Source organism: Salinirubellus litoreus (assembly GCF_037335815.1).
GTDB classification, from domain to species: Archaea; Halobacteriota; Halobacteria; order Halobacteriales; family Haloarculaceae; genus Salinirubellus; species Salinirubellus litoreus.
Window position 1 is genome coordinate 485,732 of the sequence record NZ_CP147842.1, and the last position, 23,812, is coordinate 509,543.

General features: G+C 61.4%; 17 protein-coding genes and 8 pseudogenes. 15 read left to right on the plus strand and 10 right to left on the minus strand.

Annotated elements, in window-relative coordinates:
* Position 1: 1 nt before the first annotated feature.
* Positions 2-193: pseudogene (locus WDJ58_RS25270) on the plus strand (ISH3 family transposase); the annotation flags it as partial.
* Positions 194-458: 265 nt separating this feature from the next.
* On the opposite strand, the gene WDJ58_RS25275 reads toward WDJ58_RS25270, so the two are convergent.
* Both WDJ58_RS25275 and WDJ58_RS25280 read right to left on the minus strand, forming a co-directional pair.
* Positions 459-719, minus strand: a complete 261-nt coding sequence (locus WDJ58_RS25275; RefSeq protein WP_338918366.1) for a hypothetical protein — start codon at positions 717-719, stop codon at positions 459-461.
* A gap of 10 nt (positions 720-729) precedes the next feature.
* Positions 730-1,683, minus strand: coding sequence for an SDR family NAD(P)-dependent oxidoreductase (locus tag WDJ58_RS25280; RefSeq protein ID WP_338918367.1), 954 nt, complete (start codon positions 1,681-1,683; stop codon positions 730-732).
* Positions 1,684-2,144: 461 nt separating this feature from the next.
* Here WDJ58_RS25280 and WDJ58_RS25285 point away from each other — a divergent pair, with 461 nt between their 5' ends.
* The 6 genes and pseudogenes from WDJ58_RS25285 (at position 2,145) to WDJ58_RS25310 (ending at position 8,122) form a co-directional block, all read left to right on the plus strand.
* A complete protein-coding gene (locus tag WDJ58_RS25285; RefSeq protein WP_338918368.1) occupies positions 2,145-3,029 on the plus strand; it encodes an NAD(P)H-binding protein in 885 nt (294 codons plus the stop codon).
* Between the two features lie 60 nt (positions 3,030-3,089).
* Complete coding sequence (locus WDJ58_RS25290) at positions 3,090-4,514, plus strand: PAS domain S-box protein (protein ID WP_338917916.1); 1,425 nt, start codon at positions 3,090-3,092, stop codon at positions 4,512-4,514.
* A gap of 210 nt (positions 4,515-4,724) precedes the next feature.
* Positions 4,725-4,907, plus strand: a pseudogene (locus WDJ58_RS25295) (TlpA family protein disulfide reductase); the annotation flags it as partial.
* A pseudogene (locus WDJ58_RS25300) lies at positions 4,904-5,568 on the plus strand (cytochrome c biogenesis CcdA family protein). The pseudogenes WDJ58_RS25295 and WDJ58_RS25300, both read left to right, overlap by 4 nt.
* A gap of 117 nt (positions 5,569-5,685) precedes the next feature.
* Positions 5,686-7,134: a cytochrome ubiquinol oxidase subunit I gene (locus tag WDJ58_RS25305; RefSeq protein ID WP_338917917.1), complete on the plus strand. Its 1,449-nt coding sequence runs from the start codon at positions 5,686-5,688 to the stop codon at positions 7,132-7,134.
* Positions 7,127-8,122 carry a cytochrome d ubiquinol oxidase subunit II gene (locus WDJ58_RS25310; RefSeq protein ID WP_338917918.1) on the plus strand — a complete coding sequence of 332 codons (996 nt, stop codon included), beginning with the start codon at positions 7,127-7,129 and terminating at the stop codon, positions 8,120-8,122. The genes WDJ58_RS25305 and WDJ58_RS25310 overlap by 8 nt, the downstream gene beginning before the upstream one ends.
* Positions 8,123-8,393: 271 nt before the next feature.
* Here the strand turns inward: WDJ58_RS25310 and WDJ58_RS25315 are convergent.
* Positions 8,394-8,480: pseudogene (locus tag WDJ58_RS25315) on the minus strand (IS5/IS1182 family transposase); the annotation flags it as partial.
* Between the two features lie 474 nt (positions 8,481-8,954).
* Here WDJ58_RS25315 and WDJ58_RS25320 point away from each other — a divergent pair.
* A pseudogene (locus WDJ58_RS25320) lies at positions 8,955-10,230 on the plus strand (Cdc6/Cdc18 family protein).
* A 375-nt stretch (positions 10,231-10,605) separates the two neighbouring features.
* Here the strand turns inward: WDJ58_RS25320 and WDJ58_RS25325 are convergent.
* The 3 genes and pseudogenes from WDJ58_RS25325 to WDJ58_RS25335 all read right to left on the minus strand — a co-directional run.
* Positions 10,606-11,031 (minus strand): annotated as a pseudogene (locus tag WDJ58_RS25325) (metallophosphoesterase family protein); the annotation flags it as partial.
* Positions 11,032-11,117: 86 nt separating this feature from the next.
* Complete coding sequence (locus tag WDJ58_RS25330; protein WP_338918369.1) at positions 11,118-11,900, minus strand: 3-oxoacyl-ACP reductase family protein; 783 nt, start codon at positions 11,898-11,900, stop codon at positions 11,118-11,120.
* A gap of 297 nt (positions 11,901-12,197) precedes the next feature.
* A complete protein-coding gene (locus tag WDJ58_RS25335; RefSeq protein ID WP_338917919.1) occupies positions 12,198-12,695 on the minus strand; it encodes a pantetheine-phosphate adenylyltransferase in 498 nt (165 codons plus the stop codon).
* A gap of 250 nt (positions 12,696-12,945) precedes the next feature.
* Between WDJ58_RS25335 and WDJ58_RS25340 the strand changes: the two are divergent.
* The 3 genes and pseudogenes from WDJ58_RS25340 to WDJ58_RS25350 form a co-directional block, all read left to right on the plus strand.
* Positions 12,946-13,371 (plus strand): annotated as a pseudogene (locus tag WDJ58_RS25340) (nicotinate phosphoribosyltransferase); the annotation flags it as partial.
* A 311-nt stretch (positions 13,372-13,682) separates the two neighbouring features.
* Positions 13,683-14,429 carry a SagB/ThcOx family dehydrogenase gene (locus WDJ58_RS25345; protein ID WP_338918370.1) on the plus strand — a complete coding sequence of 249 codons (747 nt, stop codon included), beginning with the start codon at positions 13,683-13,685 and terminating at the stop codon, positions 14,427-14,429.
* A complete protein-coding gene (locus tag WDJ58_RS25350) occupies positions 14,426-14,638 on the plus strand; it encodes a hypothetical protein (RefSeq protein WP_338917920.1) in 213 nt (70 codons plus the stop codon). The genes WDJ58_RS25345 and WDJ58_RS25350 overlap by 4 nt, the downstream gene beginning before the upstream one ends.
* Here the strand turns inward: WDJ58_RS25350 and WDJ58_RS25355 are convergent.
* The 4 genes and pseudogenes from WDJ58_RS25355 to WDJ58_RS25370 form a co-directional block, all read right to left on the minus strand.
* On the minus strand, positions 14,631-14,780 hold the full coding sequence (locus WDJ58_RS25355; RefSeq protein WP_338917921.1) for a hypothetical protein: 150 nt from the start codon (positions 14,778-14,780) through the stop codon (positions 14,631-14,633). The genes WDJ58_RS25350 and WDJ58_RS25355 overlap by 8 nt on opposite strands.
* Before the next feature lie 718 nt (positions 14,781-15,498).
* A pseudogene (locus WDJ58_RS25360) lies at positions 15,499-16,715 on the minus strand (CBS domain-containing protein).
* A 263-nt stretch (positions 16,716-16,978) separates the two neighbouring features.
* A complete protein-coding gene (locus WDJ58_RS25365; protein ID WP_338917923.1) occupies positions 16,979-17,401 on the minus strand; it encodes a universal stress protein in 423 nt (140 codons plus the stop codon).
* Positions 17,402-17,451: 50 nt separating this feature from the next.
* A complete protein-coding gene (locus tag WDJ58_RS25370; protein WP_338917924.1) occupies positions 17,452-18,099 on the minus strand; it encodes a phosphoribosyltransferase in 648 nt (215 codons plus the stop codon).
* A gap of 102 nt (positions 18,100-18,201) precedes the next feature.
* On the opposite strand from WDJ58_RS25370, the gene WDJ58_RS25375 reads away from it, so the two are divergent.
* The 4 genes from WDJ58_RS25375 (at position 18,202) to WDJ58_RS25390 (ending at position 23,452) form a co-directional block, all read left to right on the plus strand.
* Positions 18,202-18,840 (plus strand): dienelactone hydrolase family protein, encoded by a 639-nt coding sequence (locus WDJ58_RS25375; RefSeq protein ID WP_338917925.1) that lies wholly within the window; start codon positions 18,202-18,204, stop codon positions 18,838-18,840.
* Between the two features lie 313 nt (positions 18,841-19,153).
* Complete coding sequence (gene prs, locus WDJ58_RS25380) at positions 19,154-19,948, plus strand: ribose-phosphate diphosphokinase (RefSeq protein WP_338918371.1); 795 nt, start codon at positions 19,154-19,156, stop codon at positions 19,946-19,948.
* A gap of 820 nt (positions 19,949-20,768) precedes the next feature.
* Positions 20,769-21,410, plus strand: coding sequence for a rod-determining factor RdfA (gene rdfA / locus WDJ58_RS25385; RefSeq protein ID WP_338917927.1), 642 nt, complete (start codon positions 20,769-20,771; stop codon positions 21,408-21,410).
* An 80-nt stretch (positions 21,411-21,490) separates the two neighbouring features.
* Positions 21,491-23,452: an archaea-specific SMC-related protein gene (locus WDJ58_RS25390; protein ID WP_338918407.1), complete on the plus strand. Its 1,962-nt coding sequence runs from the start codon at positions 21,491-21,493 to the stop codon at positions 23,450-23,452.
* Positions 23,453-23,812: the final 360 nt, after the last annotated feature.

Consider the following 23,812-nt stretch of genomic DNA (forward strand, 5'->3'; position numbering starts at 1 on the left):
CCTTGACGTGCAGGTCAAGGCCGTCTACCTCGACCGCGGCTTCTACAACAGCACCTGCCTCGAGCTGCTATACGCGCACAACTACGCTTACGTAATGCCGATCGTCAAGTGTGGGGAGACGAGTCAAGACGCACTCAGCAGCAGTTGGAGTCGCGTGATTGAACACGAACTCGCTGGGCAGGTACCATTCCCCCCTAAAAAACCCCGAATGGGTGAACCTCTGTTACACGCGCTGCGCGTCCCGAATCACCAGATCCCAGCAGTGATAGCAGCGGTGTGAGTGCGTAGCCGAGGAAGCTAAGGGCCGCCGGGCCGGCGCCGCTTAGTGGTCGGCTGATTTTGAAGCCGGAACACACCTGTCGGGTTTCGTCGAACTGTGTCGGGCCACTGACCGTCTGGGAAACGCTCCCAGGCGGTCGGAAAGCCGTGGATGTGATCGTGAGAAACGTATCCCAGGTCTATGGCTGGGACGTGTGACCGCCGTGTTTCCGGTACCAGACACGCTCGCCGACGGGTGACTCCTCCTCGTCGATATCTAGCCGACTCACGAACAGGTCGCGAACGGCGAGCGTGACGACGAGGTCTATCGTCTTGCCCTCCTCGGGGGTGACCGTGACGACACAGTGGCCGTCCCGCTGTGCGACCGACGCGATAGTCCCGACCGACCACCGATCACGGTGGTGAGCGGGCTCCCGTGCGTGAATACGGTCGTGACTCATGCTGGGGGAGTCAGACGTCACCCGGGGTCGTCCCATCGCCGGCCGCGGCGGGCTGTCGGTCGCGTTCCGCCAGTGGCTCGTCGATGCCGAGTAGCGTTGCACTCTCCGACCAGAGCCGCTGGGAAGCCTCGCTATCCCGGGCGGCCTCGGAGGGGGTGCGCGGCTTCTGGTTCGTGAAGTACCGCCCGGATACCTCCGCAGCGCGTGGCGAGACGGCGACGAACAGGATTTCTGCGGCCCCGTCGACGACAGACGTCACCCCGGGGACCGCTTCAAGTCGCTGGAACAGGCCTGGGAGCGGGCCAGGGAGGAACCGACTGAATCCACTCCCTGGAATCGCGCCCGGGTGGATGCTATTGGAGGTGACCTCGCGACCGGTTGTGTCGAGTCGTCTGGCGAGTTCCGTGGCGAACAGGACGTTCGCGAGTTTCGAGTGGCTGTATGCCTTGAATCCGGTGTATCGGTCGGCACCCCGCACCCGGTCCAGATCCAGCGAGGCCCCCTTGTGAGCGCCGGAGGCGGTCGTGACGATCCGGGCGCCCTCGCGGAGGTGGCCGAGCAACTCGGTCGTCAGTAGGTATGGCGACAGGTGGTTGACGTGGAAGGTGTACTCGACGCCAGCGTCGGTCAGCCCTCCGTTCCGGAACAGCCCGCCGGCATTGTTGACGAGGAGGTCGAGCCCCTCGGTCTCTTCGCGCACAGCGACCGCGAGATCTTGGATCGCATCGAGATCCGCGAAGTCCGCTTGGACGAACGTCGCGTCGGCACCAGTCCGGGAGAGTTCCTCGACCACCGCCGCGCCGGCCTGTGGGTCCCGGCCGTGGACGACGACGTCCGCGCCGAGTCGGCCGAGCGCCAGCGCGGCGGCGCGACCGATTCCGCTCGTCGATCCCGTGACCAGGGCCTGGAGTCCGGTACAGTCGACGTCGGACACGCCCGCCAGGGTTTCTGGGAGTTCACTCATTACGCGTTATAGGAGGACGACGGACAAAACACCCCAACCTCGACCCGAAGCACTGCGGGTCGCCGGGGGCTCCTCACTCTCAGTCCCTGGAGTCTTGTAATATCTATTTCATTAGGTCTAGTGCGGCTTCAGCCGTGAATCGCTATATTCATGGGACACAGCATCTCTCAGTTGGTTCTAGCAGTTCAGACTTGACGCAGCACTAGCTTGAGAGAGACGGCGAGACCAAGTATCGTCGCCGGTCCCAGTCCGACGAACTGCCCTCGCTGTTTTTCACCACCGACGTAGTAATGGTATAGGGGGAGCGCAACGGACCCATTACTGTCATCGCCCAGGGGCCGAGGCCGCTCTCGTTCAGTTCTCATGCGACTCTTGTCGTTTCGCTAGTTGATTCACTCACAGGTGAGCTGGCACGGTAAGCCAACCGAACACCCTTGCCGTAGCGGCCCGTACATTCACGAATGCGTGTCCTCGTTGTTGGAGCGACCGGGTTCGTCGGCGGCCGGCTCGTCGAGTCGCTGCGCTCAGCCGGCCATGAGGTCGTCGCCTTCTCCCGGAGCGCGAGCCAGTCGAGATTCCCCGACGATGTCGAGATCTTCGAAGGCGACCTCGGCGATCCGGCCTCGCTGGAGGGGCTCTGTGAGGAGATCGACGTGGCCTACTACCTGATCCACTCGCTGACGGCCGAGAATTTCGCGGAACTAGACCGGACCTACGCCCGTCGGTTCCGGGAGCTGGCGTCGGCAGCCGGCGTCGACAGGGTGGTCTACCTGAGCGGCATCAGCGGCGACGAGCGGGACCTCTCGCCACACCTCGCATCTCGCCGGGAGGTCGAGTCGGTGCTCGAGGCCGGAAGCTTCGATCTGACCGTCCTCCGGGCGGCGATCATCATCGGTGCCGGCAGCGCAAGCTTCCGCATCATTGACGACCTCACCGACCGGTTGCCCGTGATGGCGGTTCCGAAGTGGGTGCGCACGCCGTGCCAGCCGATCGGTATCGACGACGCTGTCGCCTATCTGGTCGGCGTCCTCGACGTCGAGGAGACCCGGGGCGGCATCTACGACATCGGCGCGCCGACAGTGTGGTCCTACGAGTCCCTGCTGAAGTTGACCGCCAAGGAGAAGGGAAAGCGGATCCTGATCGTGCCGGTGCCGGTGATGTCCCCGGGCCTTTCGTCGCATTGGCTCCGACTGACAACGGACGTCCAGTACGCTATCGCCCGGCCGCTGGCCGAGAGTATGCGAAATCCCGTGACGGTCGACCCCGACCGGGATCTGCAGTCGGTCGTTCCCATCGAGCAGACGCCCGTCGAGGTGACGGTCCAGCAGGCGCTTGCGGAGGGATGATCCGATGCCTTTTGTTGATGTTTAGGACTCTTTTTATATGTACTGGTCATATTAGGATTAATGGAAGACGGTACGACCCCCGGAGAGGATGATAAACAGGGGGCTGACTGGTATCGGACGCTCGTTGAAGAAGTGAACGATCTCGCAACAGTCGTCGATACCGACGGGACGATAACCTACGTCAGCCCAGCCGTCACACGCATTCTTGGCTACGAACCTGACGAGTTGAATGGCCACGAGGGATACGAATTCGTCCATCCCGACGATCAAGAGCGAAACGCCGAGGCGGTCGAGACCGTTCTATCGAACCCGTCTGAACACCAGACTGTCGAAGTCCGGTTCCAGCATGCTGACGGATCGTGGCGCTGGATCGAGGCTACAATGAGGAATCGACTTGACGACGGCCTCATCAAAGGGATTCTCCTCAGCAGTCGAGATATCACTGAGCGAAAAGAGTACGAGATCGAAGTTCGGGAACTCGCCGAAGAGTACGAAGCCCTTCTGAACAATGTGGAGGACGCGATCTTTCTTATCGATGTTAAACAATCGGATGATCGTGATGTCAGATTCGAATTTGAACGGCTCAGTCCATCCTATGAGCGACAAACTGGTATTACGACTGAGGAAGTGCAAGGTCGGACGCCACCAAACGTCTTCGGTGACAAGCAGGGGGCGGACCTCGAAGCAAACTACCACCGCTGTGTCGACGCTGGTGAGCCAATTTCGTACCAAGAGGAGCTACGGGTCGGGGAGGAAGCACGCTTCTGGCAGACGAAGCTTGCGCCGGTTGTCACCGATGATGAGATAACTCGCCTCATTGGGATCACTCGGAATGTGACCGACCGCGTCGAACGGGAACGACAGTTACGTCAGCAAAACGAGCGACTCGACGAGTTTGCAAGTGTTATTTCGCACGACTTGCGTAATCCACTCAACGTCGCACAGGGGCGTGCGACGCTCCTTGTCGAGCAAGCAGAAAGCGAACATCTCGAGCCACTCCTGCAAGCCCTCAACCGGATGGAAGCTATCGTCGAGGACACGTTGACGCTCGCTCGTCAAGGCGATACAATTGACGAGATGGAGTCAATCGGTTTGACCGCTCTCGTCGGGAAGTGCTGGGCGACAGTAGACACCAAAAACGCGACCATCGAAATCGTCGACGGGATGACTTTCCAAGGTGACCCCGACCGGTTACAGGACGTGTTCGAGAACCTGTTCCGGAACGCTGTCGAACACGGTGGGTCTGGCGTGACCGTTCGTATCGGACGTTACGGCGAACAAGGAATTTACGTCGAGGACGATGGACCGGGAATCCCGGCGGACGAGCGGGAGGAAGTGCTCGAACCGGGCCATTCGTCGGCCCGTGGTGGCACTGGCTTCGGGTTGACTATTGTAAAACGAATTGTGGAAGCTCACAGCTGGGAGTTGTCCGTGGGCGAGGGAACAGATGGTGGAGCACGGTTTGAGTTCGAGATGGTGGAATAGGGAGAACTAGTGTGGGTGGGCAGACAAATGCTGCCACCTATGCATCGAGAGCCTCAGTCTCAACTTCTGCTGCCGGGGGGAAGTTGAGACTACACCGGGGGTAGCTGGCCTGTAATGCGTGGCTTCGGCTGAATCGACGAGTGGAAACTGCTTCAAATCGCTCTCTGAACAGGCATTATTATCATATTTCCAACTAGACGGGCGAATTTCGAGAACGACGGCGACTGGTTGGTCGCTGCCGATGTAACTGCTGAACTTGCAGCGAAGCTAAATGTGGGAGCCTATCCGACTGCTGTGGCACTCGATCCGACTGGCCGAATCCAGTGGTCTGAGTCCGGCATTCACACCGCCGACGAGCTTGTCGCAGGAATCGAAATCGCTCTCAACGCATGATCAGCGAGACGCTTCTGACAAACGCCTCGTTCGCGCTCACAGCGGGTGTAGCAACGTTTTTTCACCGTGTGCCTACCCACTGCTGCCGGGCTACGTTGGCTTCTACGTGAACTCTACTGACACCGGAAGCGCCTCTATCACAGGCGCGGGGATTCGAGGAGTGGCAGCCGCGTTGGGCGTACTTGCGACGTTTGCGTTGCTGGGCGGGGCCACGGCGTGGGTCGGCCACGAGGCACTGTCAGATATTACCATTTTTGAGACACTGGTCGGCGGATTGCTCATCATCTTCGGATTACTTGTCGCATTCGACCGCGCTCCGTCACTGTCGTTATCACTTCCAAAGCGCCGATCAAGCGTTCTGGGCTTCGGTCTTTTTGGCGCGGGATACGCATTAGCTGGTGCCGGATGCGTCGCCCCAGTCTTCCTCGCAGTTGTAGCCCGGGCTATCACCCTCTCGACCGAAGCAGCGATGCTCGTATTAGGAGTCTATGCCGGTGTTGTTGCTGTACTAATGGCTGCAACAACCGTCGCAACCGGAGTCGGTATCATCAGTAACGCAAATCGCGTAATGGCTCATGTCGGATGGCTCAAGCGGCTCGCCGGCGTTGTGATGATCATCGCTGGGATCGGTCAACTCTATCTATCAGTTATCGTATACTGATACGGCGATTGAGGCGTACAAAAAATATGGTTCTAATAATCAAAACTGTTGTGGTGAATGCTCCAAAGTGGGAACCGTGTGGCTACTCAAAAGCTATTGTGCCGTAGCGCAAGGTGAATGGGTCCAATCACACTACTGGGTGCCGTCGACCCAGTATGGGTGGCGTTCCTCTCTCCGGAAGTCGCGAGTCGCATGCAGTTCGGATGGACGATCTCCGTTCACATCATCTTCGCGTCCCTTTCGATCGGGCTCGCACCGTTTATCATCTACTTCACCTGGAAAGACGTGCGGACGAACGAGCAGCGGTATGCGCGATTGCGCTCGTTCTGGGTGAAGGTTTTTGCTGTCGGCTTCGTGATGGGTACAGTCACCGGGATTCCGATGAGCTTCCAGTTCGGCACGAACTTCCCACAGTTCGCCGAGGTAGCCGGTGAACTGATCGGCGGCCCGCTGGCCTTCGAAGCGAAGATGGCGTTCTTCTTAGAGGCCGTCTTCCTCGGCGTGTTGCTGTACGGCCGCGACCGTGTTGAGGACCGAACATACCTCATCTCGTCGATGCTCGTCGGCTTTGGCGCCTGGCTGTCGGGGTTCTGGATCCTGATCGTCAACGCTTGGATGCAGACCCCACGGGGCTACGAGATGGTCACCCGCAACGGGATGGAAGTCGCCAAACTAACCGATCCGTTCGCCGCGTTCCTCACCCCGCGAATGCCCTGGATGTACGTCCATATGATGAACGCGTCGGTGATCTCGATCGCACTGCTGGTCGCGGGCGTCTCGGCGTACATCGTCTGGAAAAAGCCCGACACTGAAGCCTGGAACACCGCACTCAAGCTGGCTGTCGTACTCCTGATCATCTCCGCACCGTTCCAAGCGGTCCACGGCGATGCCTATGGCCGCCACGTTGAGGACACCCAGCCACAGAAGTTTGCCGCGATGGAGGCTCACTACGAGACGGGGCAGGCCGACCTACACCTGCTCGCGTTTCCGAAGTCACCTGAGGCACTCACCGACCCGCGAGCCGAGAACCTCGTCACCGTGAGCCTTCCCGCAGTCGGGTCGTTCCTCGCCAGTGGCGGGGACTTCGACGCCGAGGTCATCGGACTGAACGAGTACGAGGAGAACCCCCCGGTAGCACTCGTGTTCTGGTCGTTCCGCTTCATGGTCGGGCTCGGATTCCTGTTCATCGGGTTGGCACTGTGGGGCGGTTACCTCATGTACCGCGGGCGGCTGTCCGACAGCACACGCTATCTGAAGGCGATGATCGCTGCATCGCCGTTCGGCTACGCTGCGTTGCTCACCGGCTGGTACGTCACCGAGATCGGCCGGCAGCCGTGGGTCATCCAGGGCGAGCTCAAGACGAGCGAGGCGGTGTCATCGACGCTCACCGGGGCCGAGGCGACACTGACCCTGGTCGGGTTCGTCGTGCTCTACGTCGGGCTGATGCTGACTGCGCTGTACATCCTGAAGTGGCTGGTCCGGGAGGAACTCCGGTCACTCGGCGTCCGAGAGTCGAGTGGCGGCCGCTGGCACGGCCCGATTCCGTGGGTGAGTAGCGATGACTGACCCGCTGTTGCCCGTCGACGCGTACCTCGTCGAATCGCTGCCGGAGATCTGGTTCGGCGCCGTGCTGTTCGCGTTGGGGATGTACGTCGTTCTCGACGGGTTCGACTTCGGTATCGGGATGCTTTACGCGACCCGGGCGGACGAACGCGAGCGGGAGACGTTCCTGGCGGCGTTCGGACCGGTCTGGGACGCGAACGAGGTGTGGGTCGTCGCCTTCGGGACGATGCTGCTAGCGGCGTTCCCGCGCGTGTACTCGCGCCTGCTGGCGGACAACTATCTGCTCGCGCTCGGGTTCGTCCTCGCGTTGGTGTTCCGCGGCCTCGGTCCGGAACTCCGCGAGCAGCGCGACGACGAGCGCTGGAAGCGCTACACCGACTACGCGTTCATCGGCGGGAGCGTGTTCGCGCCGCTCCTGTTGGGGATGCTTGCGGGTCGCTGGCTGTTCGGCGGGGCGACGCTACCAGTGGCGTTGACTGGCGTCGGCCTGGTCGCCGTCTCGATAGTCACGGGGGCGGCGTTCCTCGCAGCCAAGACCGAGCCCGGTCTGGCATCGGAACTGCGAGCGTACGGCATCGGTGGGACACTGGCGTACCTTGGCGGTGTGGTCGTGCTGCTGGGAACCGTCGTCCTGACCGATGCGGGCGGCGCTGCCGACGCGGTGCTCTCGCTGCCCGTCGCTGCAGTGGTCGCTCTCTCGGTCGCCGTCGGGCTGGGCGGGAGCGTACTGGCCAGACGCGGCCGGTACCGAGCCTGGCTCGCGAGCGCGCTGGCGCTGCCCACACTGTTGACGATCTTGGTCGCAATTCTGCTGTACCCGACGATTTATCCGCCGACCGGGCTGTTGGTTAGAGAAGCGGTCGTGTCGCCACTAGCGCTGAACCTCGTGACCGTCCTCGGGTTTCCGGTCCTGCTGCTGGTACTGTGGTACTTCAAGTTCCTCTACGGCGTGTTTAGCGGTCCAATCGAGGGTGAGGGCTACGGGGGGTAACCCCACCAACCTCTCGTCGTTCCATTCTCCGCTCAGTACTGGTGACTCTCCGATCGGGGATATGTACGATATGATGGAATCACATCCTCGCGCCCGGCCGCCCAAGTTGAGACCGGTTGGCTCAATGCATATGGTATAGATGCGGGTGGCACATTCGTATCTGGTCAGCTGGCTTCGGTTAGTCGTTGTGCGCCGGACTCGGGTCGGGGACTTCGACGGCGCTGCCACCTCGGAGATGCCAGTATGCACCGGTACACGGCGCTTGATCTCTTGGATATCTCACGCTCCGTCGGAGGTTGTAGACGGTGCATTTGAGGATCATCTCGAGGAGTTCCAGATGACAACTTCGCGCATGCACCTATTGGCAAATATATAAGATAGAAAACAATTGAATACGATTGCAGTTCACTCTTGACTGGGGGGTGGTGGGAGGACCGACTCCGACGATTCGCTCGATTCGCTCGGGAAGGCAATCTATCGCGACTGGTTTTCACTCTGGACGAGGGGTGTCCGCCACGCGTCTGACGCTTCTTTCATGTTCTTACTTAGTGGGAATTGACACTTCTTCCGACGGGAGTTACACTCTGGATCAGGGGTGTGGTCTCGATCGTCCGGGCTGTCCAGAACGACAGTGTGCGATACACTCTTGATGAGGGGTGTCCATTCGTTCGAATAGCTCTCCGTGATCGACGCTTACACTCGGGATAGGCCCGATACTTCTGACGGATGATACGCGTCAGACAAAACATAAGAAGACGGTCAAAGGCAGATTTACACTCTGGTCGTGGTAGCCGAATTGTTAAGTAGCCTGCTTGCGCGGTGTCTCATATCGATGGCCGAGGAACCGTCACAACTCACTGATTTCAACGAACGATTCGAGGACCCCTCCGAGGATCCGCTATTCGACTTCGACGAGGAGGACCCCGACCGGGCCAACATCTTCGCTCGAAAGGAACTGCTGAAGGTGGGACACGTTCCCGAGAGTACCCGGATCGTCGGTCGCGACGACGAGATCAAAGCCGTCGCAGCGGCCCCGGCCGATCGTCCAGGGCGACCCTCCGAATAACGTGATGATCTACGGGAAGACGGGGACCGGGAAGTCCCTCGTCGCCCGTCACGTCACCGAGCGAGCTCGACGGGCGGCGATCTCGAACGACGTGGCTGTGGGAACGGTATACGTCGACTGCGCCCAACACAATACGCAAACCCGGGTGGCGAGGACCGTCACACGATCGCTCAACGAAACCGACGCGACCGACTTCGACATCCCGCGTGCCGGGATCGGGAGCGGGGAGTACTATGACTATCTCTGGGAGATTCTCGACACGGCGTACGAGTCGGTCATCATAATCCTCGACGAGGTCGACCGGCTGGACGACGACGACATCCTGATGCAGCTTTCCCGAGCGCGTGAGTCCGGAAAGGCTGACTGTCACCTCGGCGTCATCGCGGTGAGCAACAAGATCGAGTACCGCGATCGGCTGAACGAGCGGGTCAAGTCGAGCCTTCGCGAGGAGGAGTTCGTCTTCCAGCCTTACGACGCGAATCAGCTGCGGCAGATCATGAAGCACCGGCGGGACGCCTTCTACGACGATGTTCTCTCCGACGACGTGATTCCGCTGACCGCGGCCATCGCTGCACAGGAGCACGGGGACGCCAGAAAAGCGATCGAGATTCTCCGCCATGCCGGTGAGCTCGCTGAACGAGAGAACGTCGAGACGGTCACCAAAGAGCACGTCCGCGACGCGCAGGAGTGGGCGCAGATCGACCGGTTCGAGGAGTTGCTCCGCGGTTCGACGACTCAGGTGAAGTTCATCCTGTACTCACTCGCGCTGCTCTCCGAGGAGAACCCGAAAACGGAGGGTTTCTCGACGAGCCGGATCTTTGATCGGTACAAGGAGATGGCAGAGAAGATCGACGCGACCGTCCTCAGCGAACACCGGGTGTACGAGTTGCTGAAGGAACAGGCGTTCCTCGGAGTCGTCGAATCGACGCGCACCGGTGGTGGTCGTGGTCAGGGGAGTTACCTCGAACACCGACTCGTCCAGGACACCGAGATCGTGCTAAAATCGGTGCTTCGCGACAGCCGGCTTGAGGATCTAGCCTGAGGTTTCGAATCCCTGTCCGTTGATTTTTAGATGTTCCGTTCGGCAGCAGCTTTCTGCTCTGAGTTACCCCACAATCCAAACATAATTCTGACTTCGTGGGGTAACCACCTACTCCCGTAATGCGAGCTTGGAGAACTGGCAGTTGACTCGGTGTTTGCCGCGGCGAGAGACGAAACCAAACAAATAAGATGATATTCCCTATTTTATTAAACAATAAGGTACCTCAAAGCCCTTATAGGGGACGAGTAACGGCTTCGTGGCAGAGATACTGGCTGACTGTCCAGCAAACATTCAACTCCCACCCTTCAGGATTGACCTGCCCGGCCAGCACCGGGTAGGAGGCCCGCGCCTTTAAGCGCGGGAGGATGTCACTCGCAGCAGACCGTGTGGCGCCTCGTGGGCGAGGAACACGTCGACGTCGGTTAGTTCTAGAGTTCGCTCTACGTCCTCCCGAACGAAATGCCGACGACGTTCGTCTTCGAGTTCTGAGCGCGGCTTGTCGAACTGAGTGGGCGCATAGTTTCCCGACAGCCCCGCGACTCGCAGTCCCTTGAGGTCGACGGCGTCACTCGCGAGGACGTGTACATTCCTCACGCCTTCTGGTTCCCTCCCCTCTCTCAGTGCCTCGATGACGTTTAGATCTTCGTCGTTGCCAGCAACGAACCACGTCGGGACCGGCAGCTCGTAGTACTGGAGGTCGCCTACCTGGAGGGCGCGATCCGCATCCGTTTCGCCGAAGGCCGCCAAGAGCGCCTCTCGTTTCGCTTTTTCGTCTGCGTGGGCGTCACCCAGGACGAGCATCGGATCCAGTATTCATCACGGTCGGATAACTCTCCTACGCGCGACCCGATCAGTGGTCGGTCAGGTGCCGCGTCGACGGGGTTCGTTCACCATTCCATCCCCCCGTTGATCCCGAGCACCTGTCCCGTCATATAGTCTGAGTGATCGCTGGCGAGAAACCGCACGACGCCGACGATGTCACGCGGATCGGCGAATCGATTCAGCGGGATGTTTTCCTTGATCTTCTCCCGGACCCTGTCGGGGACCTTCTCGAGCATATCGGTCTCGGTGAACCCCGGTGCGACACAGTTCGCTGTCGAGCCGTGCCTGGCGAGTTCCAGTGCGATAGTCCGAGTAAACGCGATGAGCCCGCCCTTCGAAGTCGCGTAGTTGGCCTGTCCGTAATTGCCCTGCTGGCCCACGACGCTTGAGATGTTGATCAGTCGACCGTGATCGGCCGATTTGACGTCATCATAGAACGTCTTCGTGCAGTTGAACGTCCCGTTGAGATTGACCTGCATGACCCGGTTCCAGTCCTCGTGGGTCATGTTCTCGAACTTATTATCGAGCGTGATCCCCGCGTTATTGACGAGGACGTCGACCGATCCGAGCGTCTCGTGAATCTCGTCGGCCATCCGTTCGACCTGTTGCGGATTGGCGACATCAGCGCCCACGCAGATCGCCGTGCGATCGTTCGCTTCTATCACGTCCGCGACCTCCCGGGCCCGGCCTTCGGAGGTATGGTAGTTCACTACGACGTCACCGCCACACCGGGCGAATTCGAGCGCGATTTCACGACCGATGCCACGGGACGACCCTGTAACGACACAGGTCCGACCGGAGAGGGGCGATTGATCCAGTGGTTCCAAACGCTGTGACGTCTGCGCCATGCGTCTGACACCACCACGAACGGTGATAAACCGGGTAGGATATTCCCAGACGGTCGGAATTGCGATGTCCTCGGACTTGTTGCGTAGTTCACCAATCGGGCCGGGGAGCCGCTAAATCGTCTCGGCGCAATCCGGCTGCGTATTCGAGTCGACCAGATGATCCGTGACAGCGGGAGCAGTCTAGTGGTCTGTCACGATGTCCGCTGACAGCGGATGATGGGGCCGTCCCCCAGGAACCATCCCTTGGTTGCCGGAGGAAGGCCGGTCGCAGGTAATATCGCTCACCTGTCGTGTACATCACTCCGTCCGATCAGAAGGGTCCAGAACGCGTCCGTGGATATCGATCTCCCCGTTCCGGATGCGGGTGCTACTAATCCGCTCGTTATCTTCGACGACTACGAACGGTGGGATGTGAACCTCGAGTGGCGGGAGCCCAGCGTCCCGGCGTCGCCGGTTGAGTTCGTATACACGATGCTGGGCTTTCGTCTCCGGAGAGGCTACGAGCGCGCCCACGTCCTCGCGTGTCGCGGCAGGCCCGTCGAGGTCTTTCAGCCGGATCACCTCGTAGGAGGCCGTGTAGGCACCCTTCATACGATCGAGTTCGGTTTCGAGGTTCGAGCGACGCTTCTCGAAGGGCTCGATCAATTCGACGTGGGCAGGATCACTCCGGGTCTGCTTAGCCAGACCGGTTGGGGTGATGCCGATGATGACGTGACCGTCACCGTCTTGGCTTGCGGTCTGGAAGCCCTGTGCAGGAAGACGAGATGGCTGCTGTGAATCGGCGAGAACGTCCAACCGAGGATGGCGATACGTTCAGTCAGATCTATACCGAGATGGGTGCTCCCCGTCTTCATATATCAGTCGGGGATGCCCTGGTGGAAGAGATAGGGGTACTTCCGCCCTTCGATGCCGTGTCCAGTCAGTCACCATCGGGCGTCGTTTCTGCCCTGGGTTCCCCACCCTTGGATGGATGCCTGCGTCTTGCGCTCTTCGTGGTGAGCCTGTCGGAGACGGGCGGTCGTCGGCGTGCGGGGATTTAACCGAGTTGGGGGGAAAGGACCGCTCGTCGAGCACGAACGACACCGAGTACGGGTACATCACGCCGGAGAATCTGGCGCTCTTCACCGACCTCTACGAGCTGAAAATGATGCAGGCGTACCATAACCAGGAGCACGATCCGGAGGCGACGTTCGACCTCTTCTTCAGGGATCTGCCGCCGGACAGGGGCTATATGATCGCGGCGGGGCTGGAACAGGCGATCCACTATATCGAGACGCTGTCGTTCACCGATCGGGCGATCGACTACCTGAGCGACGAGGGGTTCGACGAAGCGTTCCTCTCGCATCTGGAGACGTTAGAGTTTACAGGGGAGGTGCGGGTGCTTCCGGAAGGAACGGCCGTCTTCCCGAACGAACCGCTGCTGGAGGTGACCGCCCCGATCCTGCAGGGACAGCTGCTGGAGACCATCGTCGGGATCGACCGAATCCGACCGAGCGATTCCCGGGAGACGAGGATATTCTTGTAGTCACCCACGTGTCCAGTTAGCGGTAGTGAGTGTTCCCGCAGGACGAGAACTCTGAACCGAAGGCATTGGTGACCCTTGACTGGGGCCGCTTGAGGTGCACGGAAATCAGCGAGGATCGCGATCGTGACTCGCCGAGAACTAGCCGATTCACAGAGGGCCGATCAGCCGCCCATCAAAACCTCCGGGAGGATCGATTTCGATTCCCACCCGACGGTACTCGTGGCGAGGCTTTTGTCGCTCTCTTTCTGCATCCCAGTATGGACATCGAACAGCCATCCCGACGTACGGTCGTCACGCTGGTCGCCGTCGCCGTCGTGTCCGTGGTTCTCGACCTCGTGTTCGGGGCGTTCAGGATCCGCCGGACGGACGGCGAGGACGGTCGTCGAGTCATCGAGTCCGTTCCGTTGCCCGCGCCTGCCGAGGAGAGTGACGTCTCGGTCGAGGAGGCGATTGCTGACCGCCGCTCCCGGCGCGAGTACGGCGAGCGCGCACTCGAGCGCCGTGAACTCGGACAGTTACTCTGGGCGGCACAGGGCGTGACGGAACAGTCGACCGGCTTCCGGGCGGCGCCTAGCGCCGGCGCCCTCTACCCGCTCGAACTGTACGTCGCTGTCGGAACGCCCGGCGTCGAAGGGCTCGAATCCGGCGTCTACCGCTACCAACCAAGGAGCCACGAACTCGCCCGTGTCAGCTCCGGAGACGTCCAATCGGAGTTACAGCGGGCCGCAGTCGATCAGGCCTTCGTCGAGGCGGCGGCCGTCGATATCATCGTGTGTGCGGTCGACGATCGGACGACGGGGAAGTACGGTGAGCGGGGGCGACAGCGGTACGTCCCGATGGAGGCCGGTCACGCGGGCGAGAACCTCTATCTGCAGGCCGAGGCGCTGGGGCTGGCGACCGTCTCGGTCGGTGCCTTCCACGATAGCCAGGTGCGAGACCTCGTGGGTGCCCCGGCGAACGAACGGCCGCTGTACGTGTTTCCAGTCGGAGGGCGAGCCCAATGATCGAAGTCGTCTTCAGCCATTGGGGTCTCGCGACCACGACCCTCGCGCACGCAGTCCTGACGCTCGTGACCGGGGTCGTCTTGCTGGCGGAACGGTACTGCTACCTGCCACGGGGCCGCTGGCGGCCGGTCCTGCGGGTGGCTCACACGGCGTTCGGGGTGCTGCTGGTCATCTACCTCGTCGCCACGTATCTGGTCGTCCCTATTTGAGTCCCCCAGGCCCGGCCCAGAGCATCCCCCGGACCGTGAGGCAGAATAGCATAGGAGTCCCGACGCCGAGCGCCACCACCAGCGACGAGTTGTCGAGGAGGTTGCCGTCCCGATGTGTCTCGGTGAACACGATGTTACTCACGGGCGGGACGGGCCCGCCAGGAGTGTATCGTTGGTTCCCAACGCCACAATCACTCGACGCGCGAACTACGTTCTACGCTCATCTCCTGCCTCCAGCTCGGAAGGCGAACCTCGAGTGGGCTTGGCGATACCTCAGCAGTACGGTCGAGGCTCGATCTCGACGGTGTGAGTTCGATCCGAAGGAACGGTTCCGCTCGTGATCCCCGGCCTCTCACCGAGTTCCGTTCGGCGGTTCGACGAGCCGGACCTCCTGGGTGCAGCTGTCACCGCATCTCATCAAGTGGGACGAACGACCCTTCGTGGGCCGCGATCCACTCGGAGTGCAGCATTCGCTCACTCTTCGGGAGCGGCGAGATCGTACATGTCTGCACGTCATCGCCCCGCTCCGTGATATCGGCCGTGAACAGCTCTCGTCGATCGGACCAGGGCAGGTCTCCGTCGTCGGCTCTCGTTGGCGGGGTACTCACTCTTATCACCCGTGTCGTGTCACACTGGCGTGCTACACGGGCGTATGCCCCACGTCGATTTAGGTACCATCGTTGTTCCAAGAAATTGGGACTGGACAACCGGAGAGAATCAACGTCGCTCTCAGCCACGAACGAGCCCATGCTGCCGAATCGATCCCTTCCCGCCCGTCACCGCTGGTCGGTCCGACGGTGACACGGGACACTCGATGCCGAACGGGTCGGTTCAAACGTTGCGCCCCAGGAGGCAGTTGGCTACTCCTCGAGCATCCAGCCGAAGCGCCGCTCCCAGAACGTCTCGTCCGGGGGCTTCTTCGTGCGCCCTTGGGTCTTCTTGTCGCGAATCTGCCGCTCGAGGACGTCCCGCGCCTCGTTGAGCGCATGGCTCGCGCCGTACCCCTCCCCCGATGCGACGTAGAGCCCCTGGTCGGTGTGCAGGCGGATACGGGCGAGCAGCAGTGGCGTCCCCCGATGCTTCTCATCGTGCTCGTGGAGGTGGACCTTCGCGTCGAGAACGTTCATCCCGTGGTCCCGATCGTCGAACTTCTCGACCATCGCAACGACCTCCTCGTACTGCACGTCGTCGAGCAGATCCGCGCCGTAGACCTGGACAGCCCGGTTGCCGCCGGCCTCCCAGGTGAGCGCGTCGATGACATCCGTCTTTGTGACGATTCCGTAGGGGTGGCCGTCCTCGGTTACGACCAGGGAGGATCCCTCGATGGCGAACATCTCTTCGACGGCGTCTTGGAGCGTCGCGTCGGGTCTGATCGTCCGCACCGGCGAGACCATGACGTCCCTGACCGGGAGGTCGAGCACCCGTGCGAGCTCCCCTTCGCGTGCCCCGAACCCGCCACCGCGCGTCCGACCGCTGCTTGCGGAGACGTTCCCGCCGAACGAGTCCGTCCCGCCCGCGTCGCCGCCCTTGCTCTGCTCCGCCGGACGGATCGTGAGATCGGTCACGTTGTAGAGACTCAGGATACCGACCACTGTGTCGTTCTCAACGACTGGGAGGTGCGTGATCCGGTGCTCCCGGAAGACGTGGAGCGCCTCGCCGAACGTCGAGTCCGGATCGACCGTGACGAGGTCAGCGGTGTACGCGTTGGCCACGGTCGCCGCATCGAGGAACGGCTGGACTGCCTGTAAGATCGCATCAATCGTGACCACCCCCACCAGATCGCGCCCCTCGAACACGGGGAGGATCTGCGAGTCGCTGTCGATCATGAGCTGTGCGACCTTGCGAACGTCCTCATCGGGCGTGAGCCTGGGACGTGCCAGACCAGCGATCCGAGCTTCTCGTGGGGCTGGTGGTGTGAGGTGGCGAGTTGTCGCCGCGTGACGACTCCCTCGAACTCGTCGCCGTGCACCACCACACCCTTGAGGGTGGGGTCGTCAAACGCACCGACGAGTTTCGACACGGGCGTCTCCGGGTCGAACTGAACGTACTCCTCCGAGACGATATCAGTGATGTCCATGGTTGGGGGTGTATTCAGCTGGGGCAGTCGTTCGGTCACGTCCGTCCGACTGGGTGACTTCCAAGCGGACCTTCGCGAGATACCTGCAAGTACTCGCCGGTGGTTCTCGTCGTCTGGAAATCCACAGACGATCCGCCCAGTACGGCGACCGGTGACGTGGCAGATCATTGCCCTCATGATAGCCGGGGGCAGTAGAGCCGAGAGCGGTTCTACGGGTCCCAAATCGAGGTATGGAGTCCGGCATCCTGGCATGGCAAGAGAATCTATCGGACCACGGTGACCGGGATGTCGGCGTGCAGAACCACACCGAAGGCGACGCTCCCGAGGAGCAGTTGCGGGACGTTCGACATCCCTCTACCGCCGATGACGATCTGGTCGATCCCGCGTTCGTCGACGTAGTCGAGGACTTCGCGGACTGGATGTCCGATCAGGACCTCCGTCTCGATCTGGACGCCGGCCTCCTCGGCAGCCGTCTCGGCGTCCTCGAGGAGTTCTTCAGCCCGTTCCGTGGCCCGTCGTCGTAACTCCTCGCGTCCGACGAGGAGCTCTCCATAGGGGGCCCCCAGGTGAGCACGGTCGATGACGTGCAACGCCGTGATGTCTGCATCGGGAAACGACTCGATGGCGTACTCGAGCGCATCGAGGGACGTATCGGAGCCGTCATAGGGGACCAGGATGTCCGTCATCGGTCACGGACCCCCCCGCATTCTGGAAGGGATGGTGTCCAGTCGACCCGTCATTCTGCTCCCGTGTCAAGGTACGTCATCGCCTCCTCGTCGGAGACCTGCTCGAACCGTTCATAGAACTGGCCGACGCCCATGAAGCTCTCCGGCGTTTCAAGGCAGACGACCTCATCAGCCATCTCCTCCAGTTCGTGGATGGTCTCCGGCGGGCCGACGGGCACCGCGAGCACGATCCGATCGACGCTGGCGTTGCGAAGCCGAAGCAGACATGCCTTGATTGTTGAGCCCGTCGCAACGCCATCGTCGACGACAACCGCGGTCCTGCCGGACAGGTCGGGCTCGGCCCGGTCGCCCCGGTACCGCTCGGCCTTCTGGCGAGCGTTAGCCGCTTCCTCCTCGCGCTTGCGCTCGAAGTACATCTCGTCGCCGCCCGTTCCACGGAAGGTCTCCTCATTGCGCCAGACGCTCCCGTCGCTCGCGACGGCGCCGATGGCGTACTCCGGGTTTCCCGGCGCACCGATCTTCGTCGCGACGACGATGTCCAGCGGGACATCGAGCGCGTCCGCGACGGCCCGCCCGAGCGGAAGGCCGCCCCTGGGAATGGCGAGGACAATATCCGCGTCGATCTCCCGCTCGCGGAGTGTCTCTCCGAGCAGTTCTCCCGCTTCCGTTCGATCCCTGAATCGACGAGGTCTCGGCATCGTTCTCTGAAGAGAGCTGACTCACACCAATGTAGTACACGGCTGTTCCTGTGAGATGGGAAGGACCGTGTCTGTGAACCTGCTGGGAGTGTCGGTTCGGGCATGCCCCGGAGTTCAGAGGACCTGGTATCAATCCCGGTCGATGACGTCGAACTCGAGGGAATGCTCGAGATTCCGGATGGTACGTCGGGACTGGTCGTTTTCGCTCATGGGAGCGGTTCCAGCCGGAAGAGCCCGCGAAACAACTACGTCGCAGAGGTCATCCGCGAGCGAGGCCTCGGGACGCTGCTGTTCGATCTCCTGACCGAGGAGGAGGAACGGGCCCGCGAGAACCGCTTCGATATCGAGTTACTGACCGACCGACTCGTCGCAGTCACCGAGTGGCTTCGAGGGCACGGGGCGACCCGCGAGCTGTCTGTAGGATACTTCGGGTCGAGCACGGGTGCCGCCTCGGCGCTCCGGGCAGCGGCCCGGCGCGAGGACGTCGACGCGGTCGTCTCGCGCGGTGGTCGCGTCGACCTGGCCTCGGCGGTGCTCGAGGAGGTCCAGGCACCGACGCTGTTCGTCGTCGGGGAGGACGACACGCAGGTCCTCGAACTCAATCGCGAGGCCTACGACGAACTCCCCGGCGAGCGGGACCTTCACGTGGTGCCCGGCGCGGGTCACCTCTTCGAGGGCGAGGGCGAACTCGAAGAGGTCGCCGACGTCGCCGCCGACTGGTTCGCCGAGCACCTCCGATGACGGTCTCCCGTCACTATCCCCTCGTCGATCCGACTGTCGCTCCTCGCATGTCCGATCCGATACTACTCGGGCGTGCAGCTACGACCATCCCACCCTTCCGACGATCCGCGCCCTCGGGGAGACGGTGGGTCGGAAGCAACGACGTGTCGAGACGGCCGGTCGGCCGGCGCTCGAACGGGGTCGACGTCAGGGAGTCCCATCGGGAGATCCGTCGCCGCACGGAACCGTTCCGTGTATGGATTCGGGGCCATCCTGTACCGGCTGTTCGGGGACGAGCTAGTCGTGACGCCACGGGCCCAGGGGTGTGGTCCTGATGGATTTCGTCGTTACGCCGACGGCCGAACACTTCGATATCGACGCACACCGACTCGGGGAGCATTCACAGGACGAGACTCGCACCTTCCCCGATGGCGAAGTTTACGTTCAGTTGGAGGCGCTCGCTTCGATCGACCGTGCCACGGTGATCCACTCGGGACAGCCACACCCGAATCGCGGACTGGCATACCTCTACGGCGTGCTCGACCTGCTCCGGACGAACGGCTGTACGATCACGCTCGTGTTCACGTACGTCCCGTACTGTCGACAGGATTCGGAGTTCTACGCCGGAACGCTGAACTACGCTCGATCGCTCCTCCGTATGGTAACCGACTGCTACGGGGTGGATCGTATCTATGCCGTCGATCCGCATTTCAGTCACCAGGAGTGGATCCGAGACTTCCCCGTAGAGCGGCTCGAGGCGTATCCGCTGATCCACGAACGGGTCGAAATGGAAGACTACGTGGTGGTCGGGCCGGATCTCGGCGCAGTCGAGCGGTTCGACATCCCGGGCTTCGAAAAGACCCGGACAGGCGCACGCGACGTCGAACTGGCGGGCGAGTTCGATGTCGGGGGGCAGAACGTGCTGGTGTTCGATGACCTCATTGCCACTGGGGGGACGATGGTGAGCGCCTTCGAGCGGTTGAAAGATCAGGACGCGGCCACCGTCCAGGCTGCCGCGATCCACGGCGTCCTAGAAGACGGCGTCGAGCGTGTTCGGGAGACCGACGACACACTCTATCTGACGAATACGATCGCGAGGAAGCAGCCGACATCGGCGCCGAACCATTGATCGAGAACACGGTTCCTGGGTGAACGGCTGTCTCTCCGACGATCGGGTATCGATCGCGGTACTTGGAGCCCGCGCGTCGAATACAGGCTGCTCGCAGTCCCCCTCTCCATCCGACCCCCGTCCCGTAGTCCGGAACAGTTCCATGATCGCGCCGTGTATTCGCCGTGTAGTGTAGACGAATATACCGCGCAAGCCGGGCGTTCAGCGGATGAACTCGCTTACGATACCACCCGCGATGGCCAAAGTGATTGCACCGGCGATAAAGGGCGCTCCCGGAGCGAATCCCGCGACTACGACGAGGTACACGCTAATGGCGCTCACGGTGCCGACCGCGATCGAGACGCGGATGGCGAGCGACTGGATACCTCCTGACCGAGTTCCCGTCGCATTTCGACCGAGGGATATGCCACCGAGAACGCCGAAGAGGAGGGCGCCGATCGAAACGACAGCGGCAGGAACAGATTCCCGATCCGGAAAAGTGGCTCGATACCAGTACTAGGGGGTGGATAGGCGATTACAACAGCGATGAATGCGACGACGACCAGTGCTTCACCGAGTCGATCCATGTCGGCTACAATTCCCTCGTTTGCCCCTACTGAAAAGTACCTTCTGGATATACCGGGTTACCAGCATCGACGCCGGTTCCATTGAGTCGGTGATCTCGGCTCGATATCCCGGATCACACACTCGATACCAGGTGGGTGGACAGGGATCAGGATCGCGAGCGAACGGGGATGCCTCGAGAATACGGGGGTCCGGTACGATTCGAACATCACGAACAAGAGGTATATAGCGCAGGAGGAGTACAGAACCGTGTGCGATGGGTAGCGACGACACGTCGCCGACGACTTCCACGGGATCTCGGTGCAATTGTAAGATCGGCAAGGCGATCGAGCGGTTCGGCCTGACCGAACTGAACGGCGACCTGATCGACGCGTGGACGGGGGCGGCGGACGGAGCGAGCCTGCGGGACCTCGAACGCGAGATCAATCGGCGCGTGCTCTCGGCCGCACTTCGAGCGGCGGCCGTCGACCCGCCCGAGGGCAGTGTGGAAGCGACCTACCGCGTGCTTACCGAAGACGACAGCGGTGGGGGCCGCGTGGCGATCCGGAACCGACTCGACCGACAGGGAGTCGATATCGACGCTGTCGAGAACGCCTTCGTCTCCCACCAGACGGTCCATAACCACTTGCGGAGGTGTCTCGACGTCAGTCATAATTCCGAGTCCCCGACTCCCGAGGAACGGCTCGACACGGGCCGCCAGACCGTGACAGCCCTCCGCTCTCGGCTCGAGGCCGTGACGGAGACCGTCGTCGACCAGTTACGACGCGCGGACGTGCTCTCGCTCCCGCCGTTCGATGTCTACGTCGATGTCAACGTCGCCTGCCGCGAGTGTGGACGGTATCACTCGATCGAAGAGTTGCTTTCGACTCGTGGGTGTGCCTGTCGCGACGATGACTGACGGGCGGGGAACCGGCCTGTTTTGAGACGGTCGTGACGTATATAGCGTTTCACACCGACCTTCGAGTTCGTATGTCGGAGATGTCGTCGCCGGAGGTGACGAACGCATCGGCGGAGGTCGATGTCGTTAATATCGGAGGGATCATTGACACGTCGGTCTCCCTCCGACCGGGTGTGAACGTGCTGACCGGTCGGAACGCGACTAACCGGACGTCGTTCCTTCGAGCACTGATGGCGGCACTCGGCAGCGACAGAGTGTCGCTCAAGAGTGACACCGAACAGGGGTCAGTCAAACTCACGCTCGGCGACCAGACCTATACCCGGACGCTACGGCGCGACGGGTCGGGGTCACGTATCCAGCTCGACGGCGATCCCTACCTCGAGGAGTCCACAGCCGCGAACCTGTTCGCCTTCCTCCTCGAGGACAACGAAGCACGGCAAAGCGTCGTCCGGGCGGATGGGCTCCGTGAGGTCATGATGGAGCCGGTCGACGTCGAATCGATCCGAGCCGAGATCGAACGGCTGGAGGCGAAGAAACGCGACCTCGAAACCCGGCTGGACGATCTCGAAGGCGCCCGCGACCGACTCGTCGAGCTGCGATCCCGACGTGCGGAACTGGAAGACGAGCTCGAGGAGAAGCGGGCCGAGCTGGATGACATCGAAGCGACCATCGAGGCGGCCGACACGAGCGTCGAGGAGACGCGTAAAGAGCAGAAGACGTTCGAATCGACGTTGGGTGCCCTCCGGGATGCCCGTTCGACACTCGAGGACATTCGGTTCAAGATAGAATCCGAACGGGAGAGCCTCACGTCGACCCGAGACTCGATCGAGGCGGCCCGCGAGGAACTGGACGAACTCGACGAGGTAGAGTCGGAGATCGCGGTCGTAGAGGAGCGGATAGAGGCGCTAACCGACCGGAAACGCGAACTCGATTCGACCGTCAACGGACTTCAGAACCTCATTCGGTTCAACGAGGAGGTGCTCGACGGCGAGAACGACCTCCGGGAAACGCTCCGGTCGATCGAGGACGGTCCCGCCGATGATGGTGACACCGGCTCGATTACCGACCAACTCGTCGCGGACGAACGGGTCTGCTGGACCTGCGGGACCGAGGTCGAACGGAACCGCATCGAGTCGATGCTCGACCGATTGCGGTCGACGAGCCGAGAGAAACAGCAGGAACGGAGTGACCTCACCTCGGACCTCGACGAGCTTCGTACACGCCGACGAGAACTGGTGTCGCAGCGCGATCGTCGACAGGAACTCAAGGAGCGTATCGAACGCCTCGAAGAGGAGGCCGACGAACGTGAAGGTCGTCTCGAGCGGTTGACCGAGGAACACGAGACCGCCGAGCGCCGAGTGAGGAAGTTAGAGTCCCGCGCGGACGAACTTCGGACTGACGATGACGACGAGCTGCTCGAACTGCACAGTGAAGCCAATGAAATCGAGTTCGAGATCGGTCGGTTGAGTACTCAACTGGAGGAGATAAGCGATGAGATCGAAGATATCGAGTCACAGTTGATACAAGAATCGGAACTCGAGAACCGGCGTCAGGATATCCAAGCCGAACTCGAAGAACTCCGGACAAAGGTCGACAAGATGGAGCGAGACGCGGTCTCGCAGTTCAACGACCACATGGAGACACTCCTCGAGATCCTCGAGTACAATGATCTTGAGCGCGTCTGGATCGAGCGCCGGAACAGCGAGAGGAGCAAGAGCCGCCGATCGACGTCAGACAGTCGATTTGACCTCCACGTCGTACGGAAGGGCGAATCGGGAGCGGCGTATGAAGACACCGTCGACCATCTGTCGGAGAGTGAACGAGAGGTAGTTGGGTTAGTTTTCGCGCTCGCGGGCTACCTTGTCCACGAGGTCAACGAGGAACTCCCGTTCGTACTCCTGGATTCGCTGGAATCGATTGACGCGAACCGCTTGGATGCGCTCATCGGATACTTCAGCGGGTATGCGGACTACCTGGTCGCCCTCCTCCCGGAAGACGCGTCCGAAATCACCATCGAGCACCACCGAGTGACCGACATCTGACCCGGCTATTCTACCGGCGGGATCCATTCGAACGGAGCTCGCGCATCGGTACTGCTTCGGAGTCGGCGCCAACCCGTATCAAGCCAGGGAAACGCCGGTCTGAATCGGATCGGATCTCCCGGGGCCGGTTCCGTTCGTTTTGAGTGGCAAACCCCTGCTCCGTACGGTTGCTGAAGAAGAGCGTACAGTCGCTCGCTCCGGGGAACACGAGATGATCCTCCCGTCCGGCCACATGTGGTCAAGAGGGCATCGGCCACCTCGCACGAACTGGTCATGAAGGCCAGTTCGTTCGACGGAGCGGAGCACCGACAGTCGACGGACATTTGCGCAGGAATCGGTCTGTCTAACGGTAGGTGTGAC

Coding starts and splice junctions, on each gene's coding strand:
- WDJ58_RS25275 (WP_338918366.1), bottom strand. CDS start 719: ATGAGTCACGACCGTATTCACGCACGGGAGCCCGCTCACCACCGTGAT.
- WDJ58_RS25280 (WP_338918367.1), bottom strand. CDS start 1,683: ATGAGTGAACTCCCAGAAACCCTGGCGGGCGTGTCCGACGTCGACTGT.
- WDJ58_RS25285 (WP_338918368.1), top strand. CDS start 2,145: ATGCGTGTCCTCGTTGTTGGAGCGACCGGGTTCGTCGGCGGCCGGCTC.
- WDJ58_RS25290 (WP_338917916.1), top strand. CDS start 3,090: ATGGAAGACGGTACGACCCCCGGAGAGGATGATAAACAGGGGGCTGAC.
- WDJ58_RS25305 (WP_338917917.1), top strand. CDS start 5,686: ATGGGTCCAATCACACTACTGGGTGCCGTCGACCCAGTATGGGTGGCG.
- WDJ58_RS25310 (WP_338917918.1), top strand. CDS start 7,127: ATGACTGACCCGCTGTTGCCCGTCGACGCGTACCTCGTCGAATCGCTG.
- WDJ58_RS25330 (WP_338918369.1), bottom strand. CDS start 11,900: ATGGCGCAGACGTCACAGCGTTTGGAACCACTGGATCAATCGCCCCTC.
- WDJ58_RS25345 (WP_338918370.1), top strand. CDS start 13,683: ATGGACATCGAACAGCCATCCCGACGTACGGTCGTCACGCTGGTCGCC.
- WDJ58_RS25350 (WP_338917920.1), top strand. CDS start 14,426: ATGATCGAAGTCGTCTTCAGCCATTGGGGTCTCGCGACCACGACCCTC.
- WDJ58_RS25365 (WP_338917923.1), bottom strand. CDS start 17,401: ATGACGGACATCCTGGTCCCCTATGACGGCTCCGATACGTCCCTCGAT.
- WDJ58_RS25370 (WP_338917924.1), bottom strand. CDS start 18,099: ATGCCGAGACCTCGTCGATTCAGGGATCGAACGGAAGCGGGAGAACTG.
- WDJ58_RS25375 (WP_338917925.1), top strand. CDS start 18,202: ATGCCCCGGAGTTCAGAGGACCTGGTATCAATCCCGGTCGATGACGTC.
- prs (WP_338918371.1), top strand. CDS start 19,154: ATGGATTTCGTCGTTACGCCGACGGCCGAACACTTCGATATCGACGCA.
- rdfA (WP_338917927.1), top strand. CDS start 20,769: ATGGGTAGCGACGACACGTCGCCGACGACTTCCACGGGATCTCGGTGC.
- WDJ58_RS25390 (WP_338918407.1), top strand. CDS start 21,491: ATGTCGTCGCCGGAGGTGACGAACGCATCGGCGGAGGTCGATGTCGTT.